General features: G+C 64.5%; 13 protein-coding genes. 4 read left to right on the top strand and 9 right to left on the bottom strand.

What is annotated here, in order from left to right; all coding sequences use genetic code 11:
• Positions 1 to 103: 103 nt before the first annotated feature.
• From HNP02_RS17410 to HNP02_RS17400, 3 genes are all read right to left on the bottom strand, one after another.
• Positions 104 to 724: a TetR/AcrR family transcriptional regulator gene (locus HNP02_RS17410; protein ID WP_184440598.1), complete on the bottom strand. Its 621-nt coding sequence runs from the start codon at positions 722 to 724 to the stop codon at positions 104 to 106.
• Positions 725 to 789: 65 nt separating this feature from the next.
• Positions 790 to 2,964 carry a 3-hydroxyacyl-CoA dehydrogenase NAD-binding domain-containing protein gene (locus HNP02_RS17405; RefSeq protein WP_184440596.1) on the bottom strand — a complete coding sequence of 725 codons (2,175 nt, stop codon included), beginning with the start codon at positions 2,962 to 2,964 and terminating at the stop codon, positions 790 to 792.
• Between the two features lie 23 nt (positions 2,965 to 2,987).
• Positions 2,988 to 4,199: an acetyl-CoA C-acetyltransferase gene (locus tag HNP02_RS17400; RefSeq protein ID WP_184440594.1), complete on the bottom strand. Its 1,212-nt coding sequence runs from the start codon at positions 4,197 to 4,199 to the stop codon at positions 2,988 to 2,990.
• Between the two features lie 408 nt (positions 4,200 to 4,607).
• Between HNP02_RS17400 and HNP02_RS17395 the strand changes: the two genes are divergently transcribed.
• Positions 4,608 to 6,188, top strand: a complete 1,581-nt coding sequence (locus HNP02_RS17395; protein ID WP_184440592.1) for an NAD(P)/FAD-dependent oxidoreductase — start codon at positions 4,608 to 4,610, stop codon at positions 6,186 to 6,188.
• On the opposite strand, the gene HNP02_RS17390 is transcribed toward HNP02_RS17395, so the two are convergent.
• From HNP02_RS17390 to HNP02_RS17375, 4 genes are all read right to left on the bottom strand, one after another.
• Positions 6,170 to 6,859 carry a TetR/AcrR family transcriptional regulator gene (locus tag HNP02_RS17390; RefSeq protein WP_184440590.1) on the bottom strand — a complete coding sequence of 230 codons (690 nt, stop codon included), beginning with the start codon at positions 6,857 to 6,859 and terminating at the stop codon, positions 6,170 to 6,172. The two genes, HNP02_RS17395 and HNP02_RS17390, sit on opposite strands and share 19 nt — an antisense overlap.
• A 158-nt stretch (positions 6,860 to 7,017) precedes the next feature.
• Complete coding sequence (locus HNP02_RS17385) at positions 7,018 to 7,830, bottom strand: hypothetical protein (RefSeq protein WP_184440588.1); 813 nt, start codon at positions 7,828 to 7,830, stop codon at positions 7,018 to 7,020.
• On the bottom strand, positions 7,827 to 8,588 hold the full coding sequence (locus tag HNP02_RS17380; protein ID WP_184440586.1) for a hypothetical protein: 762 nt from the start codon (positions 8,586 to 8,588) through the stop codon (positions 7,827 to 7,829). Before HNP02_RS17380 ends, HNP02_RS17385 begins: the two co-directional genes overlap by 4 nt.
• A gap of 444 nt (positions 8,589 to 9,032) precedes the next feature.
• The gene (locus tag HNP02_RS17375; RefSeq protein ID WP_184440584.1) at positions 9,033 to 9,752 is read right to left on the bottom strand and encodes a hypothetical protein; all 720 of its coding nucleotides are present in this window, start codon (positions 9,750 to 9,752) and stop codon (positions 9,033 to 9,035) included.
• 204 nt (positions 9,753 to 9,956) lie between these two features.
• Between HNP02_RS17375 and HNP02_RS17370 the strand changes: the two genes are divergently transcribed.
• The gene (locus tag HNP02_RS17370) at positions 9,957 to 10,421 is read left to right on the top strand and encodes a hypothetical protein (protein WP_184440582.1); all 465 of its coding nucleotides are present in this window, start codon (positions 9,957 to 9,959) and stop codon (positions 10,419 to 10,421) included.
• Positions 10,422 to 10,545: 124 nt separating this feature from the next.
• On the opposite strand, the gene HNP02_RS17365 is transcribed toward HNP02_RS17370, so the two are convergent.
• Complete coding sequence (locus HNP02_RS17365; RefSeq protein WP_184440580.1) at positions 10,546 to 11,052, bottom strand: DUF417 family protein; 507 nt, start codon at positions 11,050 to 11,052, stop codon at positions 10,546 to 10,548.
• On the bottom strand, positions 11,042 to 11,317 hold the full coding sequence (locus tag HNP02_RS17360; RefSeq protein WP_184440578.1) for a hypothetical protein: 276 nt from the start codon (positions 11,315 to 11,317) through the stop codon (positions 11,042 to 11,044). Before HNP02_RS17360 ends, HNP02_RS17365 begins: the two co-directional genes overlap by 11 nt.
• Positions 11,318 to 11,472: 155 nt before the next feature.
• On the opposite strand from HNP02_RS17360, the gene HNP02_RS17355 reads away from it, so the two are divergent.
• On the top strand, positions 11,473 to 12,195 hold the full coding sequence (locus HNP02_RS17355) for a response regulator transcription factor (protein ID WP_184440576.1): 723 nt from the start codon (positions 11,473 to 11,475) through the stop codon (positions 12,193 to 12,195).
• A complete protein-coding gene (locus tag HNP02_RS17350; protein WP_255506600.1) occupies positions 12,192 to 13,334 on the top strand; it encodes a cell wall metabolism sensor histidine kinase WalK in 1,143 nt (380 codons plus the stop codon). The genes HNP02_RS17355 and HNP02_RS17350 overlap by 4 nt, the downstream gene beginning before the upstream one ends.
• Positions 13,335 to 13,454 lie beyond the last annotated feature (120 nt).

Genomic DNA, 13,454 nt, shown 5'->3' with positions numbered 1-13,454 from the left:
GACTCCGTTGCGGACGGTGGGCATGCCTCTGCGCCCGACGCATCCACAGGCCAGCGCGTTGTGATCCGCTGCGGAGTCTTGGAGACTACAGACGCTCTCTACGCTACGCGGAGGCCAGCATTGCCAAGGCGAGCTCTTTCCACTCGGCGAGGTGCGGATCGGAGTGCGGATCGCGAGGTTCGATGGCGTAGGTCAGTGCGATGCCACGCATCGCCGCGATGAGGACTTCCCGCACCGGACGGTAGCTCGGTTGTCGGGACAGCTCAGCTCCGAAGAACGCGTCGGTGGATTCCCGAAGAAGCCGGCCGAGACGTCTCTCCTCGGGAAGGAGAGCCTGTCGCAGCTCGCCGTTGGACCTCGCCGCCAACCACAACTCCGTCGCTGCCCAGAAGTAGGGCTGGTGGTATGTGCTCCACATGGTGTCCACTGCCTGGTCGATCCGCGTGAGCGGATCGTCGGACCAGTCGTCACGATGCCGGAGATCGTCGATCCGCGACGCCGCTAGATGCTGCACTGCCGCGACGAGCAGTAGGTCTCGTGACGGAAATTGGTGCAGCAGGCGACCTCTCGACACGCCGGCTGCCTCCTGGATGCGCAGGGTACTGGTCGCCGAATACCCCTCTGCGCTCAGAATCTCGACCGCCGCATCGAGGACCCGGCGACGTGAGATCTGACTACGCTCCTGCTGCGTCTGCTTCTGGGTGCCCTCGGTGCGCTCCGCCATCACGCTCCTTTCTTCTGGTGCATGCTTGCACAGTCGAAAGCGATCGCGACTCGCCGACTTGTCCTCTAGTCGTAGGTACCGCCGGCCGCGGCCTTGGCCAGCAGCGAGTCCGGCGGAGTGAACTGAGCTCCGTACTTTTCGGCGAGTTGGCGGGCGCGTTCGACGAAACCACTGACCCCACCGGGATAGCCGTTGATGTATTGCAGTACTCCACCGGTCCAGGCCGGATAGCCGATGCCGAACAACGACCCGATGTTGGCATCGGCGACAGAGTTCAGCACGCCCTCGTCGAAGCATCGGACCGTTTCGATCGCCTCTGCGAACAGCATTCGTTCCTGGACGTCGCGGAAGGAGATGTCTGTCGTGCCGGTGCTGAATGCGTCCCGCAGGCCTGGCCAGAGCGCAGTGCGCTTGCCTGACTCGTCGTAATCGTAGAAACCCGCGCCCGTCGAGCGGCCCTTGCGGTCGTACTTGTCAATCATTGCCGCCAAGACGGTATCGGTCCCATGCTCGACCCAAGTGCCACCGCTGCTCTCGGCCGCGGCCCTGGCCTCGGCGCGAACCTTGCGGGGCAGCGTCAACGTCAACTCGTCCAACAACTGCAGCGGAGGTGCCGGGTAGCCCGCTTGAGCGCCCGCCTGCTCGATGACGGCGGGGTCCACACCCTCGCCGAGCGCGGCCAAGGCCTCGCCGAGGAAGGTGATGATGACTCGGCTGGTGAAGAACCCGCGGCTGTCGTTCACCACGATCGGGGTCTTGCGGATCTGCAGTGTGTAGTCCACGACCTTGGCGAGGGTCTGTGCCGAGGTGTGCTCGCCCGCAATGATTTCCACGAGCGGCATCTTGTCTACCGGTGAGAAGAAGTGAATGCCGATGAAGTCGGCTGGCCGGTCCACACCCTCGGCCAGTGCAGTGATCGGCAGCGACGACGTATTCGATCCCAGTACGGCGTCGGAGTTGACGATGTCCTGAATCTCCTTGAACACCGAGTGTTTGAGCTCGACGTTCTCGAACACCGCCTCGACGACGAAGTCAACGCCGGCGAAATCACCTGCACTGTCGGTGGGCGTGATCAGGTCCAACAACGCCTGGGACCGCTCGGCGGTCGTCGCCCCCTTCGCCAGGGCCTTGGCTTCGAGTCGCTGGGCATAGGCCTTACCGGCGCGTGCCGCCTCGAGACTGATGTCCTTGAGCAACACGGAGATACCGGCTTTGGCCGACACATAGGCGATCCCTGCGCCCATCATTCCCGCTCCGATCACCCCGACTTTGGTGGCGGTGAACGTGTCGAATCCTTGCGGGCGGCTGCCACCGGAGTTGATGGTCTGCAGATCGAAGAAATTGGCCTTGATCATGTTCTTCGACACCTGCCCCGTGACCAGGTGCACGAAGTAGCGCGTCTCGATCAGGGACGCTGTGTCGATGTCGACCTGGGCGCCCTCCACGGCGGCCGCCAGAATCGCGCGCGGCGCCGGTGCGGGCGCACCGTTGAGCTGTTTACGCAGGATCGCGGGTAGCGCGGGTAGTGTCGCGGCGAACTCCTGGCTGGCCGGCGCACCACCGGGAATGGTGTATCCCCGGACGTCCCACGGCTGGGTGGCAGCCGGGTTGGCGACGATCCAGGCCTTGGCCGCGCCGAGCAGATCATCGGTCGAGGAGACGACCTCGTCGATCAGTCCCAGTTGGCGGGCCTTCTCCGGGCCGAAGCGTTGACCTCGTAGCAGCACCTCGGTCAGTGCGGTCTGAATGCCCAGCAGGCGAACGGTGCGCACCACTCCCCCACCGCCAGGCAGTAGGCCCAGTGTCACTTCGGGTAGTCCGAGGACCGCACCCTTGACGTCGACGACTATCCGGTGGTGAGTCGCGAGTGCGATCTCGAGGCCGCCGCCGAGTGCCGCGCCGTTGATCGCCGCAACCACCGGCCTCCCAAGGGTTTCCAGCCGGCGCAGCTGGGTCTTGATCCGGTTGACGTGCTCGGTGACCGCGGGTGCATGCGCGGGTGTGAACGTGATGAGCTCGTTGAGATCGCCGCCGGCGAAGAAGGTCTTCTTCGCAGAGGTGATCACCACACCGGTGATGGAGTCCTTCTCGGCCTCCAGTCGGTCGACGGTCACGGCCATCGACTCGACGTAGTCGGTGTTCATGGTGTTGGCCGATTGTGCGGGATCATCCAACGTCAGCACGACGATTCCGTCGCTGTCCTGGTCCCACCGGATTGTCTTGGACACGGATGTAGCCATGGTTTCGTCGCTCCCTGTTCCTGTCAGACCCGCTCGATGATGGTGGCGACTCCCATGCCGCCGCCGACGCAGAGGGTGATCAATGCGCGGTGCTCGCCGCGGCGTTCGAGTTCGTCGACCATGGTGCCGACGAGCATCGCGCCGGTCGCCCCGAGCGGGTGGCCCATCGCGATGGCTCCCCCGTTCACGTTGAGTTTCTCGTCGGGAATCTTCATGTCCTGCTGGAACTTCAACACCACCGATGCGAACGCCTCGTTGAGCTCGATCAGGTCGATGTCCTCGATGGACAGGCCGGCCACCGCCAGAGCTTTCTCGGCAGCGGGCTGCGGGCCGGTCAGCATGATGGTGGGATCGGAGCCCGTTACCGCGGTGGCGACGACCCGCGCTCGAGGCTCCATCCCGAATTGCTCGCCCGCCTTCTCGTTTCCGATCAGCACGACAGCGGCGCCGTCGACTATGCCCGAGGAGTTGCCGCCGTGGTGAACGTGGTTGATTCTTTCCACCGAGGTGTACTTCTGCATCGCGACGGCGTCGAAGCCCAGCTGTCCCAGGCCGGCGAAGGACGGCTTCAGGGCCGCCAGGGATTCCAGCGTCGTTCCCGGGCGGCGGTGTTCGTCGTGGTCGAGGATCGTGACGTCGTTCATGTCCTTCACCGGGACAACTGATTTGGCGAAGTAACCACCCGACCACGCGGCGTCGGCACGCTCCTGAGACCGCACGGCATAGGCGTCGACGTCGCTGCGAGAGAAGCCCTCGATGGTCGCGATCAGGTCAGCCCCGATGCCCTGCGGAGCGATGTAATGGTCGTAGACGAAGGCGGGGTCATTGAACATGGCGCCGCCGTCAGAGCCCATCGGTACCCGCGACATCGACTCGACGCCGCCGCCGATGACCAGATTCTCGAAACCCGACCGCACCTTCTGGACCGCGAGATTCGTCGCCTCCAGGCCCGAGGCGCAGAAGCGGTTCACCTGAACACCGGCGACCGATTGCGGCAGGCCCGCCTGCAGGGCAGCGCTGCGCGCGATCACGGCGCCCTGATCGCCCACGGGAGCGACGACGCCCAGCACGACGTCGTCGACGTAGCCGGGGTCCAGATCGGGAAAGCGGACCTTGAGCTCGTCGATGAGACCCACGACCAGGTCCACCGGCTTGACCCCGTGCAGCGTCCCAGTGGCCTTGCCCTTGCCGCGGGGCGTCCGAATCGCTTCGTAGATGTATGCCTGCTCAGACACAATTCGCCTCTCCTCGGTGGATGTGGGACGTCGGAAGCCTGCGCGTGCGGGTTCGCCTGGACACCTCGCGCCACGGTGCGGCACTGGTCCGCGGCGCCCGGCGACGAGTTGAAGCTAACCCAGTTTCATTATTCAGTCAATACTGACCGTAAGGTGCGTTGCGGTCGGCGAATGCTGGCCTGCGACTGAGGGATCCCGTCTTGATGGAACACGGTGAACGTGTTACTAATGAGCTGTGTTCAGTAACGTTGGTGATATGGTCGGCAACGGTGACCATTCCGGTCCGTCAGCAGAACGAGTGGCCCGCAGGATGCCGAACACACCGTCGCACCCCCGGGCCGAGCGCCCCCCGACATGCAATACCACTGCGAAGGTGGCCCCACGCGAGAAGGCCGCGGCGTCCCGCCCATGAGCACCGCCGAAATCTTCGATGTGGTGGTCATCGGCGGCGGCCACAATGGCCTGGTCGCAGCCTGCTATCTTGCCCGCGCCGGGCAATCGGTTCTGCTGGTCGAACGACACCACCAACTCGGGGGAATGGCACTGAGCGCACCGTTGATCGACGGCGCTCCCAATCACATGGTCAATCCTGGTGCCTACGAGAACGTCTATCTGCGCTCCGGTGGCGTGGTAGAGGATCTGGAACTGCGCCGCTACGGCTACCGTGAGGTCGACAGCGTGGGATGGGCCTGGCTCGGCGACAACGGCGAATCCTTGCTCTTCCAGGCAAGCGTCGACGAGACCGCGAACGACATCGCCCGCTTCAGCACGCGGGACGCAACTGCCTACCGGGAACTGGTCGCGGTCGCGATGAAAGCCGTTGAACTCCAGGGCCGTTACGCCTCAGGGCTCCCGGGGCGCCCTACTCTGGGAACTGTAGCGGTTGGCCTCCGGACGCTAGTGGGTGACCGCAAGCTCCGCTCGACCCTCGCGGGACTACTCACCGGCACAGCCGCCGACGCGATCGTGTCAACGTTTGAGTCGGATCAGATGCGCGGCGCTTTCGCCTCCATCGCCACCATTCTCGGCGCCCCGACCGCGGAAGGTAGCGCGCTCGCGCTACTGGGGACATCGACGCTGCACGGAGCGGGCGCCGCACGACCCATCGGCGGCATGGGCGGACTCGTTCTGGCACTGGAGAAATGCCTGACCTCGCACCGCGGGGTCGTGCGCACCGGAATCGCGGCATCAGAAATCCACCACGATGCCAAGCGTGCCACCGGCGTCACCCTGAGCGACGGCACCGCCGTCACCGCACGAAGTGCGGTCGTCACGGCGATTCCGCCGCAGCGAGTGCCGGATCTCGTCGGTGACGGGATCCCGTCAGCACATATCGAGCGTCTGCGAGCCGCCCCCGCAAACGCCGGAGGTGTCGCAACTCTGACCGTCAACCTTGCACTCTCCGGCCGGCTGGAACTGCCCGCGCATCAGCCGTCACGCACCGATGTCGACCTTCGTCAGCCCGCGCTGTTCACCGGCTCCTTCGACGGTGTCATGACGAGCTGCGTGCAGTCCTCACGAGGTGAGCTCCCCACCCATACGCCTTGGTGGTGCACCATCTTCACCGCGATGGACCCGTCACAAGCTCCATCAGGCCAAGACACGGCGCAGCTGTACGGTCCCGTGCCGGTCGCAGCGGCAGGAGGGTGGGCCCAGCGTCGCGACGAGGCGGCCAAATTATTGGTCGACCAGGTCGCCAGCGTGCTGCCCGCAGTGCACGAACTCGAAATCGGGCGGTTCGTGGAAACCCCGGACGACCTCACCGATCGCACCACGACCGTCAACGGTTGCCTCTATCACGTCGATCACCTGGCGACCCGGATGGGGCCGCTGCGTCCGGCTCTCGGAGCCGCGGGATACCGAACGCCGTTGACGGGGCTCTACTGCACCGGCGCGGGATTCCACCCGAGCGGCGGCATTTCGGGCCTGCCGGGTAAGCATGCCGCCACCGCGGTGCTGCGCGACCTCGGTCATAAACTTCGTCGCTGATCGCAGCCGCGCACGACTGACCGCTGCTCAGCGCCAAGGATTCGTTCGACGACCTTGCGAAGGAACGCGCGTCTCACGGCCCGGGACTTCCGCAGGGCTGGATCCGGCACCAACACCAACGAGACCACCAGTCTCATCAGCAGGCTGCCGACGAGCTCGGCTTCCTTCTGCGGCAACGGATCAGCGAGACGACTGTCGTGTAGCAGATACGCGATCAACGCAGCGCCGACCGCCTGCCCATCGAAATCTGTTCTGCCGCTCCACAGTTCGAGTATCGCCGCGGGCTCGACTTGCACCAGCCGAATGCAGATTGGATTTGCCTCCGCGCTGCTGATCAGTTGCACCACAATGATCTCGGCGCGGTCGACGGCAGCTGATACCGATTCCGCGGCAGTCGTTACCTCTTCGAGGACCAGGCGAAGTTCACGGGCATACGTCGCCCGCAGGAGCTGATCGCGGCTGCCGAATCTGCGAAAGACCGTCATGCGCGTGAAACCGGCGCGTTCGGCGACTTGGTCGATGGTCAGGTTGCGTTCACCGGCGACACTGATGACTTCAGCAGCGGCTTTGAGGATCGTCCCGTCAGTACGGTTCTCGCCTTCGCCTGGCGAAGCACCAGTCGTTGCCGCGATGAGCCCTTGCAATGCCACACGGGTACCGGCGGACGTCATTGCTCGATCGTGGCACGGTTGCCACCCCGTCGACCAGTTCAGCAGCAACGACGCTGCGCCGTGAAACAGATCGGAGTGTCAGCATCGCGCCGACGGCCAGCCGTCAACGTCACCCCAACGACGAGCCTAGATACGGGCGCCCGATATCCCAGCTGACATCAGACGAGCGCCGGATCCGTTTGCGGAGTGCTCTGTCGACTACCTAGTCCCGCCCGCCACTTCTCGGCAAGGAACGTCGCCGCCACGCCCATCGCGACACACAGCCCCAACATCACCACCGACAAGAGCCAGTCGAGCCCGGCGGGAAGATCGGAGTACAGCGCTACATAGACCGGCCACGACGCTCCGGCATAGACGATGGGCAACGCGACGGCCGCGACGACGAACCCGATCGCGGGACGGCGCCACCCGCTCGCCTGACCGGCGAGCGCATACAGCAGGAACCCGCCGAGCAGCGGAAGAGCCACCTGTTGAGGTGCAACCACGAGGAACTTCATCGGCGCCTCCCCGTAGTAGAGCCAGAGGTGAAGCAGGTTCCCGAACGTCTCGATGACGACCACCGAAACGAAGAGCAGCCCCGCCGCGATGTGCAATGTCCGCCGGCTGATGCCGGCTTCCATTTTCTTGTAGACGACGTAGGGCGCCAGGCCGACCCACGGAAGATAACCGATGACCAGGAACCACGGGATCGCCCTACCGAACGCGTTGAACGCCATCGGGTTGTTCTCCGCGTAAACGATCTTGCCGAGGATGTCGTATATCGGCTCGTTGAAGGACGCCACCAACGCACCCGCGCAACACGCGATTGGCAGAAAGTCCCGCTCCTTCACGGCCAGTGATATCGCCCACGCGATCGCCGCGACCACGATGGCACCGAAGACGCCCAGCAGCAGCCACGGGCTGACATCCGAGACCAGCGGCGGCGGAGCCGGGAGCCCTGCGTCGGCCAGCGTTGCGACACGTCCACTCACGACACGTCCTCCATCACGGGGTTTGGCTTGATCGATTGACCGGTTTTCACGGGCTGAAAGACGAGCCCTCCGCCGTTACGCCACAGTTCGGTGAGGTGCACCGTACCGACGACGGACGCCCAGATCAGCGCCAAAAGAGCCACGACGGCAACATAATTGAACGCGGGCGGGAAATTGCCGTATAGCGCGATGTAAAGCGGCAAGCCGGTCGATGCGAACATCATTGGCAGCGACAGGAGAGGGATGAACAGCCCGGCGATGAGCCGGCGAAAACCTTTGGCGGGCAAGGCCAGTGCGTACAGCAGGAAGCCTGCCACCAGCGGTACCGACGCCATTGCGGCCACTCCACCGAAGAACTGCAGGGGCGGCTCACCGTAGTACTTCCAGGCGTGCACGAATCGATTGACGACTTCGGTGCCGACGACTGACAGCACCCCGAGCACTGATACCAGATACAGCCGGCGCTTGGACCATCCCGCCGCCATCCATCCCGCGATGACATAGGGGAACAGGCCAACCCACGCGATGTAGCCCACGACGAGGAACCACGGGATCGCCCTGCCGAACGCGGTGAACGCGATTGGATTGTTCTCGGCGTAGGTGATCTTGCCCAGAATGTCGAAAATGGGTTCATTCAGTGCACAAACCGCGGCGCTGAGGCACGTGACGATGGGTAGCGCGTCGCGGCGAGTGAAAGCCCAGTAGCAGGCCAGGCCGAGAGCAGCTACAGCGGTCGCACCGAAGAACAGCAGCATCACAGCCGGATGGAATTCCGACACGAGGACGGGCGGATCCGGTAGCCCCACAATGACTTCCCTCATTCGCGGATTCCTCTCCCACACAGATGGGGTGGCCGGTGCGAACGGCCACCAGTCGGCCACCGCCGATGACCGCGACCGGGCTGTGGCGAAGCGGCGGTGACGTTGATTGGATCGCCGCCACGAAAGCAACCAGCCCGCCTGGAGCGAATCAATGGCACCTCATACTTCAACACCGAGCAAGTCAGATTGTAACGCAACCCAGATGTTTCCCGCAATTATATTAAGATAACAGCAGCATCAACGCCAAATCGATACGCAATCTACGCAAGATGCTCTGGGTTCGCTTGCTCCAGCCCGAAGGCGGTGACCGTTCGCAGTCAGAAAATTAGTGCGACCGCCCGCGGTCTATGCACGTAGTGCACTTTTGCCGGTGACCTACTGCTATTCGAAGCTGATGTCGCTGAAGTCGATCGCCACCATGAGCTGATCTTCGATGCCGTTGCCGTGGTCGTCCGCGCGGTAGGCCCGTCGCTTCGAGGGCAGTTTGATGCCGTCGGCCTCCACGATGTCGTAGGTGTACTGGACGGCGGGAAACGCGCCCGCCACCTCGACGCGGTAGTCGTGGCGGCGCAGCAAGCGATCGTCGCCGAAGTAGAACTCCTGAACCGTGGAGTGCGTCGCGACGTCGGCGGGGAACGTGGCCTGTAGGCCAACCCAGGTCTGCCCATCGTCTTCGACCGGCGCGATCTCGCGCACCGAGACGCCCTCCAGCGCCAACAGGAACGGCGTCGTGAGGTACGTCCACATCGCGTAGCCGTTGAAGTAGGCACGCTGCAGCGGGTTCCACGGTGTGGCGAACTCATGCCCGTCGAACGATTCCCGCGGGTCATGCCGTTCGGAAACCACTCTGCCGTCCAGCTTTTCGATGGCAACGCGCTGCGGAGTGAAGTCACTCTTCTGATCGTGAGCACCGAACGGCCGTACCGAGGCCCATTCGTGGTCCAAGGCGACGCTCATCCTTCGCGGGAGCGGGTCCTGGGGCTGACCCTTGATGGCCCACAGCTGACCTCCGGTGACGATGGTCGCCTGTGCTCGGCTGAACTGCCGCCAGTGGTCGAGCCCGCCGTGCGCGAGCAGAACTTCGTCGAGTAAGTCGGCCATATGAATCCCCTTGGTGTCAACCGAGTATCGGTTTTGACTATGTCGTGGTGAACGCGCGAACGTTGACGTTCACTCCCTCGATCCGATGCCAAGGGTGTTCCTGCGGATACCAGTCCCAAGCGGGCCCGGCTGCCAATGCCTTCGCCGGAATCGGGCACGGCCGGTGTGCGCTGTTTCTGACACATCTATTGAAAGGACCCTCCAGTGGCCACCATTCGCTTCCATCAGACCACTACCGCGACGCCTGAGGACTTCGTCGCGGGGCTCACCGACTTCGGACCCGGCCGGTCGAAGCTGTTCAAGAACAGCGCCGATGGCTACCTCGTCGTTCACAGCTTGGGTGCCAATCGGGCCGACGTCACGGAGGGCTCGGGTGGCATCTGGGAACGGCTGCACTACGACTGGTCGGATCCGCGCCACATCAAGCTCACCACCGTCGACTCCAATCTCTTCGGTGGCGCATCGGGTCACACGTACACCCTGACACCGCAACCCGACGGCACGACCGAGATCGACGCCGTGCTGGTTCGCGAGGGCAAGAACCTCCGCGGACGGGTCATCGCATCCTTCCTCCGATCGGTCGGAAAGCGCTCCCTGGCCAAGGCGTTCGCCGGCACTGTCAAGGCCATCGAGGCCCGCAGCAATGCTGGTGCGGTGGAGCGCTCGTAGCGGCAATCCGGCACCGTAACGACTGTTCCGCAGCGGATTTCGTAGCCGCCCACCCCCGAGTCACGTCTTCGGGACCACGGGCAGCTACCGCGGGTCTCGCGGCCGTAGGTGATCTTCTGCTTGCCTAATTGGCGTTGGCTATCCGGTGGCGGCGCGCGGGCACGTCGCCGCGCAGTGCTTCGCCCAGCGTCCAGATCGCCACGCCGATGAGCACCAGGTCCTTGAGAAGGAACTGTCCAGGCTGGGCCGACAGCACGGGCAGACCCGCGGCGTGTGTGGCCACGACCCCGGCCGTGGTGAACAAGAAGCTCAACGTTCCGATGAACAGCACGACGGCTAGCGCGCTGCCTACTGCCGAGACGCGCGGCCACACCGAACGCAACGCAATGAGAACCGCCGCAACGATTTCCATCGTGCCCAACCCGCGGGCAACCGCAGTGACGCTGAGATAGTCGTAGATCCAGCTCATCAATGGGCTGTGCTCGATCAACACACGCGATTCCATCTTCACGTACTTGCCGAACCCAATCCAGGCCAGGACGACGACCAGGCCGTAGCGGGCGACGTTCTGGCCCACCCGCATCAGCAACGGGGCAACCCTGTCCTGCAGCGTGGTGGCACTAGTGGTCATCGGGGCAAGACACGTCGACGTAGACGGTCGTGAACGAGTGCGCGCCCGTGGCGGGAACGCCGTGGACCGCGGTGGTTCCGCAGGCGGACAGCGCATCCGTCACGCTGCCGTTGATCTGCACGCTGTAGCCCTGGGCTTGGAGCTCCTTGACGGCGTCGGCGGCGTTGCCGCCGCCCGTGGGAGCCGCCGCTGCGGTGCCGGCCAATCCCACCGCCAGGGCGCTGAACGCCGTTGCGGCCGCGACGGTGAAGCTGATCTTCTTCATCTCGGTACTCCTTGGTGACGTGTTACAAATCTCTTTGCTTGGACACCAAGAGCCTGACCGCGGGGAACGTACTTCTGCTGTTCCTTCATTGAAGTTTCGATAAAGAATCGCGGCCCCAGCAGAGACATTGCTCCGATCCGGGGCACTATGGATCCATGGACGATGCCGCACCCGACTTGCGGGCGTTGGTGGTCGATGACGAAGCCCCGTTGGCCGACGTGATCGCGAGCTACCTCAAGCGCGAGTCGTTCGAAGTCCACCTCGCCCACGACGGCCACAGTGCCCTCACCCTGGCACGCGAAGTCGATCCCGACATCGTCATCCTCGACATCGGACTACCCGGCGTCGACGGCATCGAGGTGTGTCGACAACTCCGAGTGTTCTCCGACGCATACGTGATCATGTTGACCGCCCGCGACACCGAGGTGGACACCATCGTCGGGCTCTCCGTCGGCGCCGACGACTACGTCACGAAACCGTTCAGCCCCCGCGAGCTCGTGGCCAGGGTCCGCACGGTGCTCCGACGGCCGCGCCGGACGGCCGCGCATAGCTCGGACCCAGGCCACGTGCTGAGCCCGCCCCGCGGGTTCGGCGCTCTCCGGATCAACGTCGACAGCCGGGAGGTAGACCTCGGCGGCACACCGATCATGTTGACCCGCACGGAATTCGACGTGCTCGCCGCCTTGTCGTCGCGTCCGGGTGCGGTGCTCAGCAGACGGCAGCTGCTCGAATCGGTATGGGGCGACACGTGGGTGGGCAGCGACAACATCGTCGACGTCCATGTCGGGCATCTGCGGCGCAAGCTTGGCGATGACCCAGCGCTGCCGAAATACGTCACCACCGTGCGCGGCGTCGGATATCGGATGGGTTCGGGATGACGACCATTGCGCGACGTCCGACGCGGGGCGCTGGCATCCGGATGCGGCTGGTGGTCGCCAATTTGGCGGTGGTCATCGCAGGCATCGCCACGACGATCGCCGTTGCCGCCATCGTCGGTCCACCGATGTTTCGTCGGCTCATGGACCAGGCGGTGCAGCCTGGCGCCAACGGCAATCATCCCTACGAGCGCGCCTTCCGAGATGCGACCGCGATGTCCGTGGGTATCGCGCTGGCAGTGTCCGCACTCACCGCATTGACGCTGAGTTGGTACCTCAGTCGTCGCGTGCACCGGTCGGCGACCGCCTTGTCGGAAGCGGCCTCCGCGGTTGCAGGAGGCCACTACGACATCCGGGTTCCACCACCACGTCTTGGCAAGGAATTCGACGCGGTCGCCGCGGCCTTCAACAAGATGGCCCAAGAGCTCGGCGTGGTCGACGAGACACGGCGCCAGATGCTCGCCGATCTGGCCCACGAGATCAGGACCCCGGTTGCGGTGCTGGACGCCTACATGGAGGCGTTGGAAGATGGAGTGCGCCAGCTCGACCAGGACACCATCGGCACGCTGCGCGACCAGACCCGCCGGCTGACCCGGTTCAGCGTCGACGTCAATGCACTATCTGCCGCGGAACGTCGCACGACTTCCATTGACTCTCAGTGGATATCACCCAATGCCTTGATCGACACGGCGGTGGCGGCGTTCGCTCCTCGTTACAGCTCGAAGGGCGTGGACTTGACGTCTCACATCGACGATGGTCTACCCACCTTGTGGGCCGACTACGAGCGGCTCGGGCAGGTGCTCGGCAATCTGCTCGACAATGCGTTGCGCCACACCGGCCCTGGTGGTCGCGTCGACGTGACGGCCGCCGTCGACGACGACGAACTGTTGATCGCGATCTCGGACACCGGCGCCGGGGTGGCGCGCGAACATCTTCCTCGGTTGTTCGATCGCTTCTATCGGGCCGACGCCGCCCGCGATCGCCAGCACGGCGGGGCTGGCATCGGGTTGTCGATCGCCAAGGCACTCGTCGACGCCCACGGCGGCCACATCGAGGCGCACAGCGAAGGCCACGGAACCGGAACCACCTTCACCGTCATCCTGCCATGCAGCCGGCAGCCAATCGACGGCATGCCGTCCTAGGCGAAGCCTCGCCCGGTTTGGTATTGCGCCTAGGGCTGCGATCCGGCCGTCGGGACGACCCTGCACGCAATCTCGACACGAAATGTGGCGCATAGGCCGGCCGTCCAGAGGCGTCTCCTG

Origin of the sequence: Mycobacterium sp. AZCC_0083, from assembly GCF_014202335.1 — a bacterium.
Lineage (GTDB): Bacteria > Actinomycetota > Actinomycetes > Mycobacteriales > Mycobacteriaceae > Mycobacterium.
Note: the sequence above shows the minus strand (reverse complement) of the source record. Positions and strands in the feature narration are given on the sequence as shown.

What these genes read in the sequence shown, in the direction of transcription:
- HNP02_RS17360 (WP_184440578.1), bottom strand. Translation starts at nt 11,317, where the DNA reads ATGAAGAAGATCAGCTTCACCGTCGCGGCCGCAACGGCGTTCAGCGCC.
- HNP02_RS17410 (WP_184440598.1), bottom strand. Translation starts at nt 724, where the DNA reads ATGGCGGAGCGCACCGAGGGCACCCAGAAGCAGACGCAGCAGGAGCGT.
- HNP02_RS17390 (WP_184440590.1), bottom strand. Translation starts at nt 6,859, where the DNA reads ATGACGTCCGCCGGTACCCGTGTGGCATTGCAAGGGCTCATCGCGGCA.
- HNP02_RS17395 (WP_184440592.1), top strand. Translation starts at nt 4,608, where the DNA reads ATGAGCACCGCCGAAATCTTCGATGTGGTGGTCATCGGCGGCGGCCAC.
- HNP02_RS17375 (WP_184440584.1), bottom strand. Translation starts at nt 9,752, where the DNA reads ATGGCCGACTTACTCGACGAAGTTCTGCTCGCGCACGGCGGGCTCGAC.
- HNP02_RS17405 (WP_184440596.1), bottom strand. Translation starts at nt 2,964, where the DNA reads ATGGCTACATCCGTGTCCAAGACAATCCGGTGGGACCAGGACAGCGAC.
- HNP02_RS17355 (WP_184440576.1), top strand. Translation starts at nt 11,473, where the DNA reads ATGGACGATGCCGCACCCGACTTGCGGGCGTTGGTGGTCGATGACGAA.
- HNP02_RS17350 (WP_255506600.1), top strand. Translation starts at nt 12,192, where the DNA reads ATGACGACCATTGCGCGACGTCCGACGCGGGGCGCTGGCATCCGGATG.
- HNP02_RS17365 (WP_184440580.1), bottom strand. Translation starts at nt 11,052, where the DNA reads ATGACCACTAGTGCCACCACGCTGCAGGACAGGGTTGCCCCGTTGCTG.